The sequence below is a fragment of the Ureibacillus endophyticus genome (genome assembly GCF_003628435.1).
Classification (GTDB): Bacteria; Bacillota; Bacilli; order Bacillales_A; family Planococcaceae; genus Ureibacillus; species Ureibacillus endophyticus.
Map to the genome: position 1 here is coordinate 1 of NZ_RBZN01000032.1, position 21,478 is coordinate 21,478.

Annotated in this window: 19 protein-coding genes; 9 read left to right on the forward strand and 10 right to left on the reverse strand. The window is 35.6% G+C overall.

Annotation, left to right across the window (positions count from 1 at the left end):
* Positions 1-223 precede the first annotated feature (223 nt).
* Positions 224-1,411, forward strand: a complete 1,188-nt coding sequence (locus D8M03_RS12190) for a pyridoxal phosphate-dependent aminotransferase (RefSeq protein WP_121215060.1) — start codon at positions 224-226, stop codon at positions 1,409-1,411.
* Between the two features lie 48 nt (positions 1,412-1,459).
* Here D8M03_RS12190 and D8M03_RS12195 read toward each other — a convergent pair whose 3' ends face one another.
* Positions 1,460-2,494, reverse strand: a complete 1,035-nt coding sequence (locus D8M03_RS12195; RefSeq protein ID WP_121215061.1) for a nucleotide kinase — start codon at positions 2,492-2,494, stop codon at positions 1,460-1,462.
* Between the two features lie 155 nt (positions 2,495-2,649).
* Positions 2,650-3,144: a DinB family protein gene (locus D8M03_RS12200; protein ID WP_121215062.1), complete on the reverse strand. Its 495-nt coding sequence runs from the start codon at positions 3,142-3,144 to the stop codon at positions 2,650-2,652.
* Positions 3,145-3,274: 130 nt separating this feature from the next.
* Here D8M03_RS12200 and D8M03_RS12205 point away from each other — a divergent pair, with 130 nt between their 5' ends.
* Positions 3,275-4,042 carry an IclR family transcriptional regulator gene (locus D8M03_RS12205; RefSeq protein ID WP_121215063.1) on the forward strand — a complete coding sequence of 256 codons (768 nt, stop codon included), beginning with the start codon at positions 3,275-3,277 and terminating at the stop codon, positions 4,040-4,042.
* A gap of 55 nt (positions 4,043-4,097) precedes the next feature.
* Here D8M03_RS12205 and D8M03_RS12210 read toward each other — a convergent pair whose 3' ends face one another.
* On the reverse strand, positions 4,098-5,294 hold the full coding sequence (locus tag D8M03_RS12210) for an FAD-dependent monooxygenase (RefSeq protein ID WP_121215064.1): 1,197 nt from the start codon (positions 5,292-5,294) through the stop codon (positions 4,098-4,100).
* A gap of 186 nt (positions 5,295-5,480) precedes the next feature.
* Between D8M03_RS12210 and D8M03_RS12215 the strand changes: the two genes are divergently transcribed.
* From D8M03_RS12215 to D8M03_RS12240, 6 genes are all read left to right on the forward strand, one after another.
* A complete protein-coding gene (locus tag D8M03_RS12215; protein WP_121215065.1) occupies positions 5,481-6,263 on the forward strand; it encodes an IclR family transcriptional regulator in 783 nt (260 codons plus the stop codon).
* A 212-nt stretch (positions 6,264-6,475) separates the two neighbouring features.
* Complete coding sequence (locus D8M03_RS12220; protein ID WP_121215066.1) at positions 6,476-7,426, forward strand: fumarylacetoacetate hydrolase family protein; 951 nt, start codon at positions 6,476-6,478, stop codon at positions 7,424-7,426.
* Between the two features lie 86 nt (positions 7,427-7,512).
* Positions 7,513-8,637, forward strand: coding sequence for a cupin domain-containing protein (locus D8M03_RS12225; protein WP_121215067.1), 1,125 nt, complete (start codon positions 7,513-7,515; stop codon positions 8,635-8,637).
* A gap of 892 nt (positions 8,638-9,529) precedes the next feature.
* Positions 9,530-10,573, forward strand: coding sequence for a TRAP transporter substrate-binding protein (locus D8M03_RS12230; RefSeq protein WP_245987575.1), 1,044 nt, complete (start codon positions 9,530-9,532; stop codon positions 10,571-10,573).
* A gap of 106 nt (positions 10,574-10,679) precedes the next feature.
* Positions 10,680-11,177, forward strand: coding sequence for a TRAP transporter small permease (locus D8M03_RS12235; RefSeq protein WP_170148440.1), 498 nt, complete (start codon positions 10,680-10,682; stop codon positions 11,175-11,177).
* Positions 11,174-12,442 (forward strand): TRAP transporter large permease, encoded by a 1,269-nt coding sequence (locus tag D8M03_RS12240; protein WP_121215069.1) that lies wholly within the window; start codon positions 11,174-11,176, stop codon positions 12,440-12,442. The genes D8M03_RS12235 and D8M03_RS12240 overlap by 4 nt, the downstream gene beginning before the upstream one ends.
* A 71-nt stretch (positions 12,443-12,513) precedes the next feature.
* Here D8M03_RS12240 and D8M03_RS12245 read toward each other — a convergent pair whose 3' ends face one another.
* The 5 genes from D8M03_RS12245 to D8M03_RS12265 form a co-directional block, all read right to left on the reverse strand.
* Positions 12,514-13,701 carry a glycine C-acetyltransferase gene (locus D8M03_RS12245; RefSeq protein ID WP_121215070.1) on the reverse strand — a complete coding sequence of 396 codons (1,188 nt, stop codon included), beginning with the start codon at positions 13,699-13,701 and terminating at the stop codon, positions 12,514-12,516.
* 93 nt (positions 13,702-13,794) lie between these two features.
* Entirely contained in the window at positions 13,795-14,463 is a 669-nt protein-coding gene (locus D8M03_RS12250) for a YczE/YyaS/YitT family protein (protein ID WP_245987577.1), read from the reverse strand.
* Positions 14,464-14,482: 19 nt separating this feature from the next.
* Positions 14,483-14,965, reverse strand: a complete 483-nt coding sequence (gene ybaK, locus D8M03_RS12255) for a Cys-tRNA(Pro) deacylase (protein ID WP_121215071.1) — start codon at positions 14,963-14,965, stop codon at positions 14,483-14,485.
* A gap of 84 nt (positions 14,966-15,049) precedes the next feature.
* Entirely contained in the window at positions 15,050-15,625 is a 576-nt protein-coding gene (locus D8M03_RS12260; RefSeq protein ID WP_121215072.1) for a hypothetical protein, read from the reverse strand.
* 140 nt (positions 15,626-15,765) lie between these two features.
* The gene (locus tag D8M03_RS12265) at positions 15,766-17,403 is read right to left on the reverse strand and encodes a Na/Pi cotransporter family protein (RefSeq protein ID WP_245987578.1); all 1,638 of its coding nucleotides are present in this window, start codon (positions 17,401-17,403) and stop codon (positions 15,766-15,768) included.
* Positions 17,404-17,745: 342 nt separating this feature from the next.
* Here D8M03_RS12265 and D8M03_RS12270 point away from each other — a divergent pair, with 342 nt between their 5' ends.
* Positions 17,746-19,938: a DNA topoisomerase III gene (locus D8M03_RS12270; protein WP_121215073.1), complete on the forward strand. Its 2,193-nt coding sequence runs from the start codon at positions 17,746-17,748 to the stop codon at positions 19,936-19,938.
* Between the two features lie 306 nt (positions 19,939-20,244).
* Here D8M03_RS12270 and D8M03_RS12275 read toward each other — a convergent pair whose 3' ends face one another.
* Both D8M03_RS12275 and D8M03_RS12280 read right to left on the reverse strand, forming a co-directional pair.
* Complete coding sequence (locus D8M03_RS12275) at positions 20,245-20,724, reverse strand: hypothetical protein (RefSeq protein WP_121215074.1); 480 nt, start codon at positions 20,722-20,724, stop codon at positions 20,245-20,247.
* Between the two features lie 15 nt (positions 20,725-20,739).
* A complete protein-coding gene (locus tag D8M03_RS12280; protein WP_121215075.1) occupies positions 20,740-21,429 on the reverse strand; it encodes a hypothetical protein in 690 nt (229 codons plus the stop codon).
* Between the last annotated feature and the right edge of the window lie 49 nt (positions 21,430-21,478).

A 21,478-nucleotide genomic window follows, 5' to 3' on the forward strand; every position in this document is an offset into this window, starting at 1 on the left:
AAAAATATGGGCGCAACCTTTTCGGAATGTTTGTCAAGAGCGATTGTCCCCTCGTTCGGAGAGTACTTATCGCCCAATACCTTGTGTTTTTCAATTTTTCATAGAAGTTTTGACACTACCACAATCCTTGTGAAAAGGTCTATCATTCCTACATAATTGTTATTATATTCTGAAATTAATAGAAAGTATAGAAAACCACTAATCCCAAAAATGAGGTATGTATATGAAAGCATCAATCAAACTTCAAAAACTCCCTACTCAATTTTTTGCTGCCCTTGCACAAAAAGTGAGTGCCGCAATATCAGAAGGCCGCGATATTATAAATCTTGGACAAGGAAATCCTGACAGACAAACCCCTGCCCATATCATTAAAGCTCTTCAATCGACAGCCGAAGATCCACAAAATCATAAGTATTCGCCTTTTCAAGGTATTCAAGAATTAAAAGAAGCAGCTGCTAACTTTTATAAACGTGAATACAATGTTGATATTGATCCAAACACCGAAGTTGCCATTCTTGGTGGGACAAAGACGGGGTTAGTCGAACTTCCAATGGCGATATTAAACCCTGGTGATTATATGCTCTTACCTGACCCTGGCTACCCAGATTATTTGTCAGGTGCTGTGCTAGGCGATGTTTATTATGATACGTTCCCTTTAATAGAAGAAAATGGTTTTTTACCAGATTACAAGGCATTGAGTCCTGAAGTGAAAGAAAGGGCAAAATTAATTTATTTAAATTACCCAAACAATCCTACTGGGGGAACTGCTGACCTTTCATTTTTTGAGGAAACAGTCGCCTTCGCAAAAGAAAATGACATTGCAGTAGTACACGACTTTGCTTATGGTGCTCTTGGTTTTGATGGTGTTCAACCTGTTAGTTTCTTGCAAGCTGAGGGTGCAAAAGAAGTCGGCATTGAATTTTACACATTATCCAAAACATATAATATGGCAGGGTGGCGTGTAGGTTTTGCAGTAGGCAACAAGGACATCATCGCAGCAATCAACTTAATTCAAGATCATCTTTTCTGTAGCCTCTTCCCTGCTGTTCAACACGCTGCAGCTGCCGCATTAAACGGAGATCAATCTTGTGTAGAAGAACAACGTGCCATTTACGAGAGTCGTCGTAATGTATTAATTGAAGAAGCACATCGTATTGGATGGGACGTCAAAGCTCCAAAAGGTTCATTCTTTGCATGGCTGAAAGTACCAAATGGATTTACAAGCGAAGAATTTACAAACTTATTGCTGGAAAAGGCCAATGTCGCAGTAGCATCAGGTAATGGCTTTGGTGAATATGGAGAAGGCTATGTACGAGTTGGCTTACTTGTCAGTGAGGAGCGAATGAAGGAAGCAATTATGCGAATTGAAAAGCTTGGTTTATTTAAAGGTGAACCTGCCTCTATTTTATAAGTATGTAAAAAGCGAGTTCTCATTTAGAGAACTCGCTTTTTAATGCCATTATATAAACAACCCAGCAGTACGCTTTTCAAATTCTGCCACGTCTAATGCACTATCATGAATTTCACGGATTTTCCCTTCAGCTTCTGCGTACATCTTTGCATAGCGTATCGCGTCTGAAATAGCAGCTTTATATTTAATTACGATTGCATTAATATTTTTCTCTTCAACCTCTGTTGGGTGGCAATGCTTGGCGATATCAAAAATTTCGTCTCCTGGTCGATTTTCATCTGGAAAATAAACATGAGGCTCGGTACTATCAAAAATACAAAAGTTCAATTCAGGAATAATGACCATATCAATAGAATTAGAATCCAAACCACACCACACTAATTGCACATCATATCCCTTAGCCTCTGCTTCATTTGCTAACTTTTTCATCATAGAAGATTTACCTGTTCCCGGATATCCTTTTATAAATAATCGTCTCTCAAGATTTTGCGTAATACTTTGCAATGTATCCCGTGCACCTTGTGGGGTTAATGTGCCTAGTAAACGATGAGTACGATTCCCCTTCTTTAGCGGAATTGTAGAACCAAATAAATCATTAAACAATTGATCCGTTTGCTCGTTTAAACCATTCCAATCCATATGGCGTCTTGTTTCAACTTCCCAATCATCATGTATTGAAATGGCATTTGCTAACGCTTCAAAACATTTATTATGGTAGTTTTCTTTTGTTTGATTTAGTTGGAGTAGCTGCTCACCGTTATCTAAAAACTTCTGAACATCCACACATTCATTTAATGCAATCACTTTTATTCGTGGATCGGAGCTGTTTATGTCATTTGGGAAATTCGTTCCTTGAAGAAAAAGAGTAGAATGGGGTTCTTTTACATATATAGCCTCGTAGGTATTTTCAAATAGTGGATCAAGGAAGTACTCAACGTCTGCTCCTTGCTTATGATAATAATCACCAAGTTCCTTTAATAATTTAGGTACTTTAAAACCTGATGCACCTTTAATTAGGTAGACTGTTTTCGCTTCATTATTAATTAAGTCTGTATAAAGTTGCTTAACTCCTTGCCCTGTCAATGCACGCCCATAAAAATAGGTAACTTGCCCGCTCAGAGACCTCATCCTTCCATAGCGTAGTACCCTTATTTTTATGTAAACAGCCTAAAAAAGGTACCGGGTACACATATAATTCTAAATTTTCAGAATTGTTTGTGTACCCGGTACGCAAAATATTATTGAACTTTAGCTAAGTGACGTACGATTTGTCCGTGATGACCAACTACGTGTTTTACGATTAAGTGATCAATTAGGAACGATAATGGTTTACCATCGAAGTGTGGATTATAGCTTGGTGCAGTTTTTGCTAAGTCTTCTTCTTTTACTTTTGCTAATGCTGCCTCTACTTTTGGCACTAGATTTTGTAAAGATGTAATTGCCGTTTCTTTACTTAATTGTGCAACTACACTTTCTTCTACAGCAGCTAAGCGACGTGCTTGCTCATGGTTACGTCCCCATTTCGCTCCTGGTACAATTAATAAAGCCTCTAAATCTGCTACCCAAAAGTCTACAGCTTCTATCACATGAGAAACAATTTGCATTGCCGACCATTCTGATTCAGAAGGTTTTACGTAAAGCGTCTTCTCATCAGTATTTTTTAAAACTTCTACAATATCATCAATACTCTTTTTAAAATCTTCTACTTCTTTACCAAGTAATGCTGTTGTCATATTTTACACCCCTCAAAAATACTAATAGTGAATTTATTTCACTATTTATACATTAACATTATAATATATTTATAAAAAGTATTTTATAATATATTATAGAAAATACTTATACTAGAAAGGATTTATATAAATGACTAAATCGCCAACTACGATCGGGTCACTTATTCACGCTTTTGATATTATTGAAATCGTTGCTAAAAGTGACTTACCACTAAAATTCACAGAAATACAAGAACTATCCGGAATCTCAAAAAGTAATTTATATAAATATTTAAATACACTTACTCAAATGGATCTGTTATACCGTGATAAACAAGGTCACTATACATTAGGTTACAAATTCTTAGAATACGGTAATTCAGCAATGCATAACAATGACTTTATTACAATGTTAACTCCATATTTTAAGGAAATTAGTAATTTAACGAACTTAACTACAGCCTTAGCTGTTTGGATAAATGATACTCCAGTTATTACAAACATTTGGAATACAAATTACGGTTTAAATATTGGCGCCCAAATCGGCACTAAGCTTCCATTACTATCTGCTGCAGGGAAAATGTTTGCTGCCTACGCTCAAAATGAAGAAATTCAAAATTGGGTGGAAAGAGAAAAAAACAACTACCCTAACTTATCAGATGAAGAATTTCAACAAGAGCTTATGCAAATAAGAAAAACCCACTCCGCTTTCGCCAAAGAACCCATCGTTAAACATGTTTCCTCCTGGAGTTTACCTATTTTAAATTATAGAAAAGAACTAATTGCTACCATCATTATTATCGGCTTTACAGAAGATGTTCCAACAGATCCTTCAATCGAACTTGTTCAACAAGTAATTCAAATAAGTAAAGAAATGTCACGAATTTATGGTTATAAAGAAGAACTACCACAAGAATAAAATGGAGGTGTCCAAAAAGTAAAAACTTTTTGGACACCTTTTTTTCGTACTATTATTACTTACTTACACGTTGGAAGTTTTTATTAAAGTAACCATATAAGAAGTCCACTACATGGTAATCTGTTGGTTTATGGTTTGCAAAAATGTGGTTACGCAGTGCAATTGTTATTGGGTCTTCCGCATGGATAATTTCTCCCCATTTACGAGCTGTTGTTTGAACCATTGCAGAACGTGGAATACGAACTTCTTGGTAAGCTTTGAATGCTTCTTCGTACGTATTGTGTTCTTTTAATTTTTCACCTAATACAAACGCATCTTCTAAAGCTTGAACGCCACCTTGTGCAAGGTATTGAAGCATTGCATGACCAGAATCTCCTAATAAAGTGATATTACCTTTAGTCCAGTTTTCAATAGGATTACGGTCGAACATTTGCCAACGGAATTGACGATTAATGAATTTTAATGCATTTTGTACTTGTGAATGACTACCTTCGAAACGACGAGATAACTCTTCTGGAGTACCCCAGTCTTCAACAGATGTGTCATAAGATTTAAACACTACTACTTGGTTATATAATTCACCACGACGAACTGGATATTGAACTAAGTGTAAGTTTGGCCCAACCCACATAATTACATCGTCTAAATCAAAGTTATCATCACCTGCGATTTCCTCAATTGGAAGTGTTCCGCGGTATGCTACATATGCTGAGTTAACTGGTGTGTCATCAATAAATAATTTACGAAGGTTTGATTTTACTCCATCAGCACCAATTACAGCCTCTGCAGTGAATTTCTCACCATTTTGGTTAATAATCGTTGCAGTATCGCCATCTTGCTCTGCAGTTTGAATAACCTGATTTGTAAAGAATTGAATAGTACCTTTCTTTTGACAAGCTTCATAAAGAACTCTGTGTAAGTCAGAACGGTGTAACACGATGTATGGCTGACCAAATTCTTTTTGGAAATCTTCACCTAAGTCAAGTGTTGCTAATTCTTCAGCAGTATACACATCTTTTAATACTAAGCGTTTTGGTAACACTGCATATTTTAAAATTTCTTCTTTAACTCCTAAACGGTCTAATACTTCTAAAGCATTTGGTGCTAATTGAATTCCTGCACCAACTTCACCGAATTCCGGTGCTTGCTCGAATACTGCTACTGATTTACCTGTTTCGTTTGTGATTGATAAAGCTGCTGCTAAACCACCAATACCTCCACCTACTACGATGATATCGCTTACATTTGCCATATTTCATATCCCCCTAAATTGTTTTTATTTTCGAATTCCACAAATAGAGAACTATGTTCCCTGTATATGAAAACTTTATCTCATTCCATAACGATTAGTCAATACAAATATTAAAAATTTTGAAATTTCTTATAAACGAATATCTTTGCTATAATATCCTCTAATTATGAAAATAGGGTGAGTATAATGACGACAGAAAACAAAACTACTGTAATTCAATCATTACAAATCGGGTTAAATATTTTAGAAATCTTAGCAAAAGAAAAAGAACCGCTTAAATTTACAGAAATACAAAATTTAACTTCCATGACGAAAAGTAACTTATACAAATATTTAGCTACATTAAGTCAATTCGGAATGATTTACCGAAACCCACATACAAATACATATACACTCGGACATAAATTAGTGCAGTTGGGGAATATTGCTTTAGGCCACACTTCTTTAATAGAAATGGTGATTCCGTATTTCAAAAAAATTAATGAACAAGCAAACTTAACCGTCTTGTTAGCGGTTCCCTCGCCACAAGGACCATTAATTTCTTATATTTCAAGTAGTGTTGAATATGGGATAAATATAGGAGCACAAATGGGGACTCACTTACCTCTCAACTGCTCAACAGGGATCATATTTTCTAGTTTTGAAAAAAATACGATTATGAAAGAATGGGAATTAGAAGAGTTAATGAAATTTAGTAAAAGTGAGTTGGAGCAATTTAAAGAAGCAAAGGAAAAAACAAAGCAATTATACTTTGCCACTAAAAAAGAGCCGTTAGTGACACATGTTTCTTCATTTAGTGTCCCAATTTTAAATTTTGATGAAGAACTATTAGGAGCCATTACGGTTGTAGGAATTACAGAGACTGTACCAAAAACATTAGACGATCCAACTGGTCAATTTGTATTAGGGATCGCAAGGGAGATTTCAGAATATTACGGTTACACAAGAAAGCCATTAAAAGGAATCTAGTGAAATGGTTGGATTTTCCCTCTCCTATTTTGCTAGACATTGAACTAAATAATCGCTACGAGCATTGAGTTTATGGAACTCAATGCTTTTTATTTACTCATAATGCAATTTATTTTCTGAAAACAAATAATATTGACATTCTTCTCGAAAGCTATTAATCTTTTTATAAATAGTGAACTAAATTCATCATTCGTGAAAACAGGAGGATAACAATGAAACTTATTAACTTTACTAAAGATGGACATACACGTGCAGGTGCAATCGTTGAAAACCAAGTAATCGATTTAAACTACGCATACCAAGCACAACTAAAAGCAGAAGGTAAATACCGTTACGAACAAATCGCAGCTGCATTTGTTCCAAATAATACAGACGAATTATACCAAGGTGGTAAAGAAAGTATTGCATTAGCAAATGGTGCAATCGAGTTCGCTCTTGCCTACCCAGATAGCTTTGACAAAAAGTTAGTTCACGAACTTTCTGATGTTAAAGTAGAAGCTCCAGTAATTAAACCAGGTAAAATTATTTGCGTTGGTCACAACTTCCGTAAACACATTCAAGAAATGGGTCGTGAAATCCCTTCAAATCCAGTAATCTTTGCAAAATTTGCAAACACAATTTTAGGACCACAAGACGATATTCCATTCTATCCAATTTCTGATCAATTAGATTACGAAGCTGAATTTACTTTTGTTGTTGGTAAACAAGCGCGTAATGTATCTGAAGAAGATGCACTTGATTATGTAGCTGGTTATACAATTACAAATGACGTAACGTATCGTGACATTCAACGCCGTACATTACAATGGCTACAAGGTAAAACTGTAGATGGTTCTGCTCCAATGGGTCCATATTTAGTAACTTCTGACGAGCTAACAAATCCATCTGGTTTATCTATGGTATTAAAAGTAAACGGAGAAGTTCGTCAAGATACAAACACAGAAGATTTAGTATTCTCTGTTCCTAAATTAGTAGCATTCCTATCAAACTTAATGACGCTTGAACCAGGTGATGTTGTATTAACAGGTACTCCTGGTGGTGTTGGTGTCGCAATGGATCCTCCAACATTCTTAAAAGATGGAGACGTTGTAACAATCGAAATCGACCAAATTGGTGTGTTAGAAAATAAAGTTAGAGCTACAGAGGCAGTTCCAGTTAGATAATTGGGTTTTAGAAAAGGTTGAGAGTAGTGATTCGCACTACTCCCCTTTTTCTCTATAAAAAGATTAATAGTAAAGGGGAATGTAAAATGGCAGAAGTAAGTCAAGAAGTTAAAGAGTTTATGAAAAGTACAATTGTAACCGATTTCACGAAAGATATTCAGCAGTATAATCTTGGTCCACTTTGGGAAGCAATTCCAGAAATTATGAACCATACGCCAAAACCACAAGCTCAAGCTTATCTTTGGAGCGATGAGTTAATTAAAAAGAAAATGGCAGAAGCTGCGCAAATTTTCACACCTGAACGTGGTGGAGAACGCCGCGCTATTTACTTCCAAAACCCTGGTTTAACTTACCGTCAACCTTGGGGCTGGGCTTCAACTACTCAAACAATTTATGCTGCAGTTCAAATGTTATTACCTGGTGAAAAAGCACCTTCTCACCGTCACTCTCAAAATGCAATGCGATTCATTTCTGAAGGTAGCGGTGCTTATACAATCGTTCAAGGTCAACGTATTTTCATGGAAGAAGGCGACTTCTTAATTACTCCTAAAGGGTTATGGCATGGTCATGAGCATTTAGGAACAGAGCCAATGATTTGGATGGATGCTTTAGATATCCCAACTGTTTATGCAATAGGTGGTACATTCTTCGATCCATACGAAGGCGGTTTAGAACAGCCAAACATTCCAGATAACTTTACAGAAAAACGTTACCGTGGTGGTATGGTTCGTCCATTAGGAGATGACAAGTATACTGTTGCTCCACTTGCAAACTATAAATGGGATCGTACAGTAGAAGGTATTAAAGGTTTAATGGAATTCGATCCAAACCCACACCATGGTTTTACAGTTGAATATATCAACCCATCTACTGGTAAATCAGCGAACCCTACATTAGGAACTCGTATGCAACATTTACCGAAAGATTTCCATACAAAGGCATTACGTCATACACACTCTACTGTTTACCAAGTACACCAAGGTTCAGGTTATACAGTAATTAACGGTGTTCGCTTCGATTGGAAAAAAGGCGATTACTTCGTAGTTCCAAACTGGGCTTGGTATGAGCACGTAGCAAGCGAAGATTCTTACCTATTCTCTGTAAACGACCTACCAATCATGGATCGTTTCGACTTAGAACAAGAACAATTCTTAGAAGAAAACAACGGTCACCAAAAAATCACAGGCGAATTCAAAGCAGACTTCCGCTAAGAAAAGCGGAAGCGGCTCGTTCAGCTCTGAAAACAACTGGAAGAATGACAAAAGGGCGCTTTTTGCCCTTGAAGACGATTCTGAAGTTGTTGAAGAGCTAGCCGCTGCAACTGGACAATTAGAAAAGCGAAAGCGGCTCGTATAGCTCTGAAAACAACTGGAAGAATCGACAAAAGGGCGCTTTTTGCCCTTGAAGACGATTCTGAAGTTGTCGAAGAGCTAGCCGCTGTAGCTGGACAATTAGAAAAGCGGAAGCGCCTCTTATTTCATCAAAAAAATATTAAACCACCTGGTATTTTTCAGGTGGTTTAATTTAGCGTCTATATCCCCTTCCCACGAATTCAGAGTGTTTTATACCAATATAAGGATTCAGAACTTCCCCTACTCCACTCTACTAAAAATTATTATTTCATCTATCCATTTATAACAATATAACGTGTAATACTACTTTCTAATAATAAATAATAATTTGCCATACTCAATTTATTTCTAATAGAAAAGTCAGAATTTTGATTTCCAAATAAATTGTGTAGAAAAATCAGAGAATTATTGAAGATTTTCTAAAATAAAGACACTTTTCGCTAATAAATTACATTTTTCTATAAAAAAGTTATGATTCTGATAATTTTTTCTCTTTTGGTAATTGACACAAACCTTTCATTTTTATAGTATAAGTGTAACAAGTTCACTATTAAGAGAATTTTAAAGGTTTAAAATGTAAACGTTTTACTTAACAACAAGGGGATATCAATTATTTACATTTATTCTTATTAATTTTCTATTAATCTCGGTATATAGACTACAAGGGATCAAGTACCTAAATACATAGTTTTGGTTCATGCCTAACCTAGTAGTCTTTATATATAAAAAGACATAGAGGGGGACTTCGAAAGTGAAACTTAAGAAGTATATGTTCATGTTAATTATGGCTGCTCTAGCAGTAGTCCTTGCTGCATGTGGAGGCGGAGAGGATAAAAGCGAAACGTCAACACCAGCATCTTCTGATGGAGAAGCTACAAGCGGTGAAAGCCGTACATTTAAAATTGCACACGTTGTACAAGAATCTCACGTTTGGAATGCTACAGCGATTAAATTCGGTGAAGAATTAGAGAAACTTTCAGACGGACGTTTAAAAGTTCAAATCTTCCCTGCTTCTCAATTAGGTGCTGAAGCAGATATGGTACAACAAATTGAAACTGGTGCAGTTGATTTTGGTTTCATGACAAATGCATATATGAGTACTCGTGAAGATTCATTAAATGCTTGGTTCATGCCTTACTTATTCAACAACTTAGAAGAAGCAATTGCAATGCGTGATTCTGAAGAAGCAAAACAAATGTTAGAAACATTAAACTCTCAAGGTTTATTAGGTCTTGACTTTATGTTTGCTGGTAACCGTCACGTTCTTATGAAAGATGGTTTTGCTGAAAAACCTGAAGATTTAAAAGGTAAAAAAATCCGTATCATTGGTAGCCCAGCAATGCAATCTTACTGGGAAAAAGTTGGTGCTGGTCCAACAGCTATGCCTTTATCAGAAGTATATACTTCATTACAAACTGGTGTAATCGATGGTATTGATATTGACTTAGATGCTTTAGTAACTGAAAAATATTACGAAAATGCTAAATATTTAACTTTAACAAACCAAACAACTTTCCCAACAGTAATTGTTATGAGCCAAGCTGTTTATGATCAATTACCTGCTGAAGACCAAGATATCGTAAAACAAGCAATGAAAACTGCGGTTGATTGGGGAATTCAAGAAGCAATTACACGCGAACAAGCAAACTTAGAAACACTTAAAGAAGCTGGGGTTGAAGTATTAGAAACAGTTGATACTGCTCCATTCCAAGCTGTATCTGATGAAGTGAAAAAAGAATTCTCAGAGAAATCTGAAATCGTAAAATCATTTATCGAAACAGTTGAAAGTAAATAATTAGCTTTCGATCAATTAATAAATGGGACTTTCTCGATAAATTGAGAAGTCCCGTTTATTCCTTGAAGGAGGGCTTCCCAATATTTAACGATAGAAGGTGTTAATTTTGAAAGTTATTAATAAAATAAGCGACATTGTATTCAGCATAGAAAAAGTATTAGCAATCCTTCTTGCGTCAGTGTTGCTCGTTTCATTAGCTGCTGGGGTTTTATTCCGTACTTTAAAATCCCCTTTATTTTGGTCAGATGAATTAGCGATTTTTTGTTTAGTATGGATAACTTTTATCGGTGGTAGCATGGGGCTTAAACAAAATGCTTCTCCTTCAATTACAATCGTAACAGACTTACTTCCTAAACAAGCTAAAAAGGTCGTTCTTGCTATTAGTAATTTACTTTTATTAGTATTTGTCGGTTATATATTATATCTGGCATTTGAATGGATTAACATGCCAAATATTATGATTCAAACTTCTACAGCGATGAATATGCCTAAGTTTTATTTTTACTTAAGTATTCCCGTTAGTTTTGTTTTCATGGTAATACATGTTTTAAACAACCTTTTACTTTCCTTCAAAACAGTAGATGAGGCAGGTGACCTATCGTGACAATCGCATTAATTTCATTTGCAATATTGCTACTTTTAGGTGTACCCATTGCCTATGTTTTAGGAATGACTACAGTAATTTACATATTTGCTACAGATAATTTAGGACTCGTTTTAACCGTACCACAACGTTTATTTTCTGGGATGGAAAACTACGGGTTACTGGCAATTCCCCTTTTCATGTTAGCTGGGGAACTAATGAACTCTGGTGGTATTACAAAACGTTTAGTAGATGTCGCTAAAAAGTTTATCGGTCACTACCGTGGTGGTTTAGCTTATGTAAACGTTATTGCAAACACAATGTTAGCTGCGATTATTGGTTCTGCAACAGCCCAAATTGCCATGATGAGTCGTACAATGGTTCCTGAAATGGAGAAAGCAGGATATTCTAAACCTTTTAGTACTGCAACAACTGCTGCTGCTGGTTTATTAGGTCCAATTATTCCTCCAAGTATGATGTTCATTTTATATGGAGTGGGGTCAGGAGTTTCAATCGGTGATATGTTCATGGCCGGTGTAATTCCAGGATTATTACTGAGTCTCTCATTCATTATAATCATTGCATTTATCGGAATGAAAGCTCAATGGCCTGTACAGGAGAAAGCATCTGTTAAAGACATGATGACTTCCCTTGGTAAAGTATTACCTGCATTATCAGTTCCAGTTATCATTATTGCCGGTATTTTAACTGGTGTATTTACGGCAACAGAATCTGCAGCAATAGCCTGTGTAGTTGCAATCATTGTTGGTGCATTTGTGTATCGTGAATTAAAACTTTCTTCAATCCCTAATGTATTATCACAAACTGCAATTACAACGGCTGTTATTACTATTTTAATTGCGATGGCAAATATTTTCGGGTGGATGTTGTCATTCGAACAAGTACCACAACAAATCGCCGCTTGGATGGTAAGTTTATCTGATAGTCCAGTAGTGTTCTTATTATTGGTAAACATCTTCTTACTATTAGTTGGTATGTTCATGGATGGAATTGCTGCATTAATTATTTTAATACCAATTTTCATGCCATTATTACCAACTTACGGAGTAGATCCTATTCACTTCGGTATTATCATTTGTATTAACTTAACAATTGGTATTTTAACACCACCAGTAGGTTCAGGATTATTTATTGCTTCTTCGATTACGAAAGTTTCAATTGGTGATTTAGTAAAATCTTTATGGCCATTCTTAATCGTTGCACTGATTGTTCTATTACTATTAACATATGTGCCAGCATTATCATTATGGTTACCAGGATTATAAAAACATCCCATGTTTAAATAGTAAAGCCCATGACATTCAGCTAGAAGTGTCATGGGCTTTATTAATATTTTTTAAATAACTCCTAATTCTTTACCGACCTTTTCATAGATAGCTAAAGCGTTGTCTAGCATTTCTTTCGTATGGGATGCTATTGGCATGTTACGAACACGTCCAGTTCCCTTAGGTACAGTTGGGAATACGATAGCCTTTGCATATACCCCTTCTTCTACTAAACGGCGAGAAAATGTTTGTGTCAGCTTTTCATCACCAATAATACATGGCGTAATTGGAGTTTCTGAAGCACCAATATTGAAGCCTAATTTCTTTAACCCAGCCTTTAAGTAATCTCCATTTTCCCATAATTTATCGTGTAGCTCCGTAGAGTCCATAATCATTTGTAATGCGCGGGTAATCGCAGCTACATCACCAGGAGTAACAGCAGTTGAGAATAAAAATGGGCGAGAACGAACTTTTAACCAGTCGATTAAATTTTTCTTTCCAGCAACATATCCACCAACAACGCCAATCGCTTTTGATAGAGTACCAATTTGGAAGTCAATTTCTTTCTCTAGTCCAAAGTGTTTTACTGTACCCTTTCCTTTCCCAGTAACACCTGAACCGTGAGCATCATCTACGTAAGTAATTAAATCAAATTCTTTCGCGATCTCTACGATTTCAGGAAGTTTGGCAATGTCACCATCCATTGAGAAGACGCCATCAGTAATGACCATAATTTTATTGTATAGACCAGACTCTTTTGCTTCTTTCGCTTTTGCACGTAAGTCTTCCATATCTGAATGGTTGTAAGCAATGATTTTTGCTTTCGATAAACGACAACCATCAATAATAGAGGCATGGTTTAATTGATCGGAAAGGATTGCATCATTTTTATCCATTACTGCAGAGATTGCTGCCATATTACAGTTAAAACCAGATTGATAAGAAATGGCTGCTTCAGTTCCTTTAAATTCTGCTAACTTTTCTTCTAATTTTACGTGTAAATCCATCGTACCGTTAATTGTGCGGACTGCCCCTGCCCCTACACCATATCGATCGATTGCATCTTTTGCAACTTGTTTCAGTTCTTCATTTGTAGCTAAGCCAAGGTAGTTATTGGATGATAAGTTAATTAGCTGTTTCCCGTTTATTGTAATAACAGGGCCATTTGCACCCTCTACCGCATCAATCTCGTTGTATAAACCTTGATCACGTAAATTTTGTAAGTTTTCATTTAGGAATGCATCTAATATTTTTGACATGAACTCATCTCCCTTTTACATAAGTTAACTAGATTTTAGCATAAATATTTTGTTTAGTTTATCGAACGGTACAAAAATTAAAACTCGTAAAAGTTAGGATTCTTTTACGAGTTTTTCAGAAGAGTCGTTAGACATTAACGTCGCATTTTCTTCTATTGTTATTCTTTTAGCTAAAAGTTTTTCAAAGAATGGAAGTGCAGGTTGTATAATGTATCCTGTAAATAAGGCAATAATGACAGTACCTACTCCAATTGGGCCACCTAGTAACCAACCTAAAATCGCGACAATTGTTTCAGTTAAAAAACGTGCCATTCGAATCGAGCCACCAAACTTTTCAACGATAATCATCATAACGGTATCGCGCGGACCCGCACCTAATCTAGGTGAAATGTACATGGCACATCCAATAGACATAACAAATAATCCCGTAAGGAAATAAAATATATCTAGTGGTAGACTTTTAGAATTAGGCAAAATCCAAGTAAATAAATCTACGAAACTTCCTATTAAAAGCATATTCAACCACGTTGCAATCTTTGGCCATTCTTTTAAATAAAGGGTTGTAATTAATACAATGCATAAACCTGAAATAATTGTCCAAGAACCTACAGATAAACCAATTTGTTTATACAATCCCACATGTAAAACATCCCAAGGGCTTACCCCTAAAGCTTTTCCTTCAATAATTAGGGAAATTCCAAGAGACATAATAGCTAGCCCTACAAAATAAAAAAGCCATTTCCATATAAATACTTTTCTCAATTTAAAGCCTACTTTCTACCTATGTTAACTTCGCAAATGTCCCCCTTGTTACTTGAATTAACTCCTTAGGTTTTAACTTCATTTGCATACCAATCTTCCCTGCACTGACAAGGATATACTCCAAGCTTTCGGCAGACTCATCAATAAATGTAGGATACTGTTTTTTCATTCCAACTGGAGAACAGCCACCCCGAATATAGCCTGTTGTTGCAAGAAGTTCCTTTACATGTAGCATTTCAATTTTCTTTTCGCCCGCTATTTTAGCGCAAGCTTTTAAGTTCAATTCTTCAGCTACTGGGATTACAAAAACAAAGATTTTTCCTTTACCTGCTGTAGTAACTAACGTTTTAAAAACATGAGTAACAGGATGCCCCACTTTTTCGGCAACTGTAACGCCATCCAATTGATTATCTTCAATTGTATATTCAATTAAATCATATTGTATTTTTTGTTGGTCTAATAATCGGACTGCATTTGTTTTTTGTATTTTTTGTTTACTCATTAAAATCACTTCCACTTTCATTATATCATAGTAAACCTGTAAGATTTTTAAAATTAAAACTCCTTGTTGGAACAAGGAGTCATTTTAGGCAGTCAGTGAATATTTTGGTTGATTAAACGTATATCCATTTTTGACCATTAGCATATGATGATTATACTTCGTTATTGCAATATTGTATGTTTTATCAAAAGGTATGATTTCAAGGTTTCTACCATATCGATCACTTGACTTCCCACGAAGGGCAAATGTATCAAATGTGCGGAAATTAAATCGGTCAATTTCGAAAGAATCGCTATCTTCATTCGTTGACGTGATTTGTGATCTGGTTTGTTGGATTTCATTATAAGCATTTAGGTCATTTTGAACAATTACATCATTTACTTCAAGATTTGATTGCTCATCATGACTATCCATATTATCAGTACTTACTGTGTTAAAATCATTTAGCTCTTCTTCAATTAAAGAAAGCAAATGTTCGTCATTTAATTCTTTCTCTTTATTTCCAGACAGCAACTGTTCTAAAGCTTGAAGCAACGGATTTGTTTTTTGGGTATAAGTTGTATTCTTTTTGTATGCATCACTTGCTTCTCGTCTTTGAATGGCACGTTTACGTTCTTCAATATTAAAATCGTTTCCATTAAGTAAGTTAATCCTATTCAACCAAATCACCCCATTTCAAAAAAGTTTTACATTTATAGTAAATATTTTACTTATTTTTTACAACAATTTTGTTTTGAATTTTCAATTTATTTTGTTCGGAGCATTAAAAAAGCTGCCCTAAAAAGGACAGCCCTAACCTGTTACGTAGTCAGATATGGATTTTCATCTATTATGGACTCTGCAATATTTACTGCATGGTCACCAATACGTTCTAAATTACTAATGATATCCGCATAAAGTATCCCTGCTGAACCAGAACATTCTCCTTTGTTTAAACGGTAAATATGACGTTTACGTAATACCCGCTCTAGTTCATCAATTCGATCTTCTTTACTTAATACTTCTCTTGCAAAGTCTTTGCTCTGTTTATCTAAAGCTAAAATTGCTTCACTTACTGTATCAAGTACTAACTCGTACATTTCTTTCAACTCAGCCATTGCTTCATCACTAAATTTTACACGATTCGATTCACGAGCTTGAATTAACTCTACCAAGTTTTCGAAATGATCTCCAATTCGTTCAATATCACGAATGTTTTCCAATAAAGAGTGATGTAATCTTGAATCAATTCTCGATAATGCTTCTTTTGATAATTGAACTAAATATTCTGTCGTTACTCGGTCTAAGTTGTTAATTGCATCTTCCAACTGAACCGTCATCCCCACATGTTTTGTATCGCTTGTTAGTAAAAAATTCATTGATTCTTGTAAACCATTTACCGCAAATTCACCCATACGAACAATTTCCTGTTTTGCTTGTCCTAAAGCGATTGATGGAGATTGTTCAATTAACGATTTATCTAAATGTTTAGCACCAAACTCAATTGCTCGATCTTCACCTGGTACAATTTTTGTAACGATATACGCAATCACCCCTACGAAAGGAAGTTGTATTAACGTGTTAATTACGTTAAATGTACCGTGGGCAAAAGCAATTTGCATACGTTCTTCTATATTCAATATTCCACTTATCCACTCAACGTAATTTACAAACAGTGGTAATATGAGTAAGAATATAATTGACCCGATTAAGTTAAAAATAACGTGTGCTGCCGCTGCACGACGAGCTGTTACAGATGCTGCTAATGCCGCTAGTATTGCTGTTATCGTTGTCCCAATATTGTCTCCAAATAATACCGGCAAAGCACCATCTAATTCTATCAGTTGACCTGCATATAATTCTTGTAAAATCCCGACCGTTGCTGATGAGGATTGAACGATTACTGTGAAAATCGTACCTGCAACTACTCCTAGTATAGGATGATCACTAAAACTTACAGTCAAGTCGATAAATGCATCCCATTCGCGTAATGGTTTCATCCCATCGCCCATCATTTCTAAACCGATAAACAGTCCTGCAAAGCCAAAAACAATTTGTCCTATATTTTGAATTGAACTTTTCTTAAAGAAAAATAGTAAAATTGCACCTAACATCATTATTGGATAGGAATAAGCACCTACGTCTAATCCAATGATAAATGCTGTTACCGTAGTACCAATATTGGCCCCCATAATAACACCTATCGCTTGGCGTAGTGTCATAAATCCTGCACTTACTAGCCCCACTACAATAACCGTGGTACCTGAACTTGATTGAATTAAAACCGTAACAACAATGCCGACAAGAACCCCCATTAAAGGATTTGTCGTAAATCTATCTATAAGCTCCCGAAGTCTATCACCTGCAGCTTTTTGTAAGCCATCCCCCATATATTTTATTGCAAAGAGGAATAATCCTAATCCCCCTAGGAATTCAAATAACATCGATTGCCAATCCATCTTGTATTTTTCACCCTTTCGATTGTCTCGAACCCTATTATTCATAAACACAAAAATAATGTAAATAAGCTTACAAACTTGAAACATAACATTTACACTACATTTACAATGGCTTAATAAAATGTTCAAAATTTAGATATTGAAACAATATAAAAGGAATATACTTAAAGGTTATGGTAATTTTCCCATAGAAGTAGCTAAATAAGAACATAATCAGTATTCCAAAATATCATTAAATTATTGATAGTATTTTAAAAAGTTCTCCCATCATTAGGAATAAACTGAATCTATATTAAACGTGTGCTATATTTAATCGTATGGATATGAGAAAGGATGTTTATTATGGCAAAAAGCTTAGTTTTAGCTGAAAAACCATCTGTAGCTAGAGATATCGCTCGAGTTTTAAAATGTACGAAAAAAGGAAACGGCTTTCTAGAAGGCGATCAATATATCGTTACTTGGGCATTAGGTCACTTAGTTACATTAGCAGACCCTGAAAGTTACGATGTGAAATATAAAACTTGGAACCTCGAAGACTTACCCATGTTACCGGAACGTTTGAAATTAACCGTTATTAAACAATCGGGTAAGCAATTTAATGCGGTGAAATCTCAATTACTTCGTGGAGATGTGAATGAAATTATCATTGCAACAGATGCAGGTCGTGAAGGTGAGCTTGTTGCACGCTGGATTATTGAAAAATCTAAAGTACGTAAACCTATTAAACGCTTATGGATATCATCGGTAACAGATAAGGCTATCAAAGATGGTTTTAAAAATTTAAAACCCGGGAAAAATTACGAACACTTATATGCTTCCGCAGTTGCACGTTCTGAAGCTGATTGGTATATCGGTCTCAATGCAACACGTGCTTTAACAACACGTTTTAATGCACAGTTAAACTGTGGTCGTGTACAAACTCCGACAGTAGCAATCATCGCTGCACGAGAAGATGAAATAAAAAATTTTAAACCTCAATCTTATTACGGAATTGAAGCACAAACAACTGACAACTTAAAACTTACTTGGCAAGATGAAAATGGGAATACACGAAGCTTTAATAAAGAAAAAATCGATAAAATCGTGAATAAACTTGGTCGTCAAAATGCAATCGTGAACGAAATTGAACGAAAAGCGAAAAAGTCATTTTCACCAGGATTATACGATTTAACAGAGTTACAACGTGATGCCAATAAACTATTTGGCTACTCTGCAAAAGAAACATTAAACATTATGCAAAAGTTATACGAACAACATAAAGTGTTAACGTATCCACGTACAGATTCCCGATTCCTTTCAAGTGATATCGTTTCTACAATTCCAGAACGACTAAAAGCATGTGGTATTGGTGAATATCGTCAATTGGCAAACAAGATTTTAACAAAACCGATTAAAGCGAATAAATCCTTTGTTGACGATAGCAAAGTAAGTGATCATCACGCAATTATCCCAACAGAAGGCTATGTAAACTACTCAAGCTTTTCTGATAAAGAACGTAAAATTTATGACTTAGTTGTAAAACGTTTCTTAGCGGTACTGTTCCCTGCTTTTGAATATGAACAATTAACATTACGTGCAAAAATTGAGAACGAGACGTTCATTGCTCGTGGAAAAACGATTTTATCTAGTGGTTGGAGAGAAGTTTACGAAAATCGTTATGAAGATGATGATGCAAGTGATGATTTAAAGGAACAAATTCTACCGCGCATTGAAAAAGGGCAAACATTAAACATTAAACTAATTGCACAAACATCAGGCCAAACAAAACCTCCTGCTCGATTTACAGAAGCTACGTTGTTATCGGCTATGGAAAATCCAACAAAATTTATGGAAACGAACAACAAGCAACTAGCGGAAACTTTAAAATCTACAGGTGGCTTAGGTACAGTAGCAACTCGTGCTGATATTATTGATAAACTATTCAACTCTTTCTTAATTGAAAAACGCGGTGGAAAAGAAATTTATATCACATCGAAAGGACGACAATTATTAGACTTAGTACCAGAAGAATTGAAGTCCCCTGCTCTAACGGCGGAATGGGAAATGAAGCTGGAACAAATCGCAAAAGGGAAACTGAAAAAAGAAACGTTCATTTCTGAAATGAAAAACTATACAAAGGAAATTGTTTCAGAAATTAAATCGAGCGATAAAAAATATAAGCACGACAACATTTCCACAAAATCTTGCCCGGATTGTGGAAAACCAATGCTTGAAGTGAACGGGAAAAAAGGAAAAATGCTCGTTTGCCAAGATCGAGAATGTGGACATCGTAAAAATGTCTCACGCATCACGAATGCCCGTTGTCCTCAATGTAAGAAAAAACTTGAGCTTCGAGGTGAAGGCGAAGGTCAAATTTTCGTATGTAAATGTGGCTACCGTGAAAAACTATCTGCCTTCGAAGCAAGACGCAAAAAAGAAGGCGGCGGCAAAGTAGACAAACGCACCGTACAAAAATACTTGAAGCAGCAAAAACAAGAAGAACCTGTAAATAATGCTCTTGCTGAAGCCTTAAAGGGTCTGAAATTTGATAACTAAATTCTATCTTTTCTGCGTCGAGTAATCGCAGACGCACAAAACTGTAAATAATGCTCTTGCTGAAGCCTTAAAAGGTCTCAAATTCGATTAGCTTTTATTTTATCTTTTCTGCGACGAGCAACCACTTAGCGCAGGAGTAAAAATAAACCTTGTCTCTCACGGGTTTAGAGACAAGGTTTTTATCTGCGTCGAGTAAAGTAATCGCAGACGCATCAAACTGAGGAATCAGTTAACTGTAGCATTACAGCATTAAACTCAATTAACTCTTTATTATTCAATATAAAGGCTGGGGTTATTTGCCCCAGCTTATTCTTGTATATCAAACACCAATATATCGAAAAGTTGTTCATCCACATAAAGCAAGATCGCCCACTCACCTTTTTCTGGTATTTTTACTGAAGATGGGGCATGTGCATCTGCTCCATTATTTTCTCCACCAAGTTGTGTTGACCAACCTGTTGTTAAGATTTGTTGGACTTTATTACTTTCTCGATGATACCCAACAACTGTTAACTCCCCTAGATTGTCTACATCCCATAAATGCCACATCCATTTTTGACCATTTAAGCTTGGCATTTCTGCCCCAATTACTCCTGATTTGTTTTCATTGCCTACAATCCCTCTATCTCCAAAGGGAACGGCCTTTTTCTCCCAATCGATGGAACTAAAATCACTTTCTTTAACAAAATCAGGAATTCCATCAGGTAACGTAATCTCTTTTTCTTTCTCTGTACAACCTATTAAGAAAAACAGTACACTTACTATTAATAATAATTTAGTCCTCATCTTATAGCTCCCCTCTCATTTTAGAAACGCACCTATTTCATCCGATAACATCTCCGTATCCCATGGGTGCCAATAATATGTTTCTCCATCAAAGAACAACGTATATTGATACGCTACTGGTCCCTCAGCATAAAACACAATTTCATAAAAGATTGGATCTTGGTAGTTTGTATTAGGTTGAAAAGAAGACTGTAGTGTACTCTTTCTCAATATCTCTAAAAACGATTTAATATCATCTACTTCATTAACAAGAGTATTATCCAAGTAAATTTCAACTTTATTCACTAACTCTAATGGCAAATCTTTAAAATTCCATTTATAGCCTTCCCCATCATTTAAGTAGTAAAGCTGATAGCCATTAATTGAATAAGGAGACTTCACTGCCATTAATTTCTTTTCACCCTTAATGGAGAAAAGTTCTGTACCTGGTTCATGAAAAGCCGCATCCCCATCCTTTAATCGATAGGATGGATTGGACACATTATCTGCTACTTTAAATTGCACTTCACCAATTTTTACATCTACAAATGATTCATTTGAAAGTACTCCCGTATGAACACCTAAGTATTCTTCTCCATCCCATTTGATAAAATCCACCCAATCAATCTCAGTGTGAGTTTCTGTAAGGATTTGCTTCATGGGGTCTTGTTGACAACCCGTTATAATCATAATGATGCTAAAAAGAATTCCAAGCCATTTCCACAAATAAATATCCCCCTTTCTCTCATTAGTAGGTTTTTTAATCAAAAGGTTT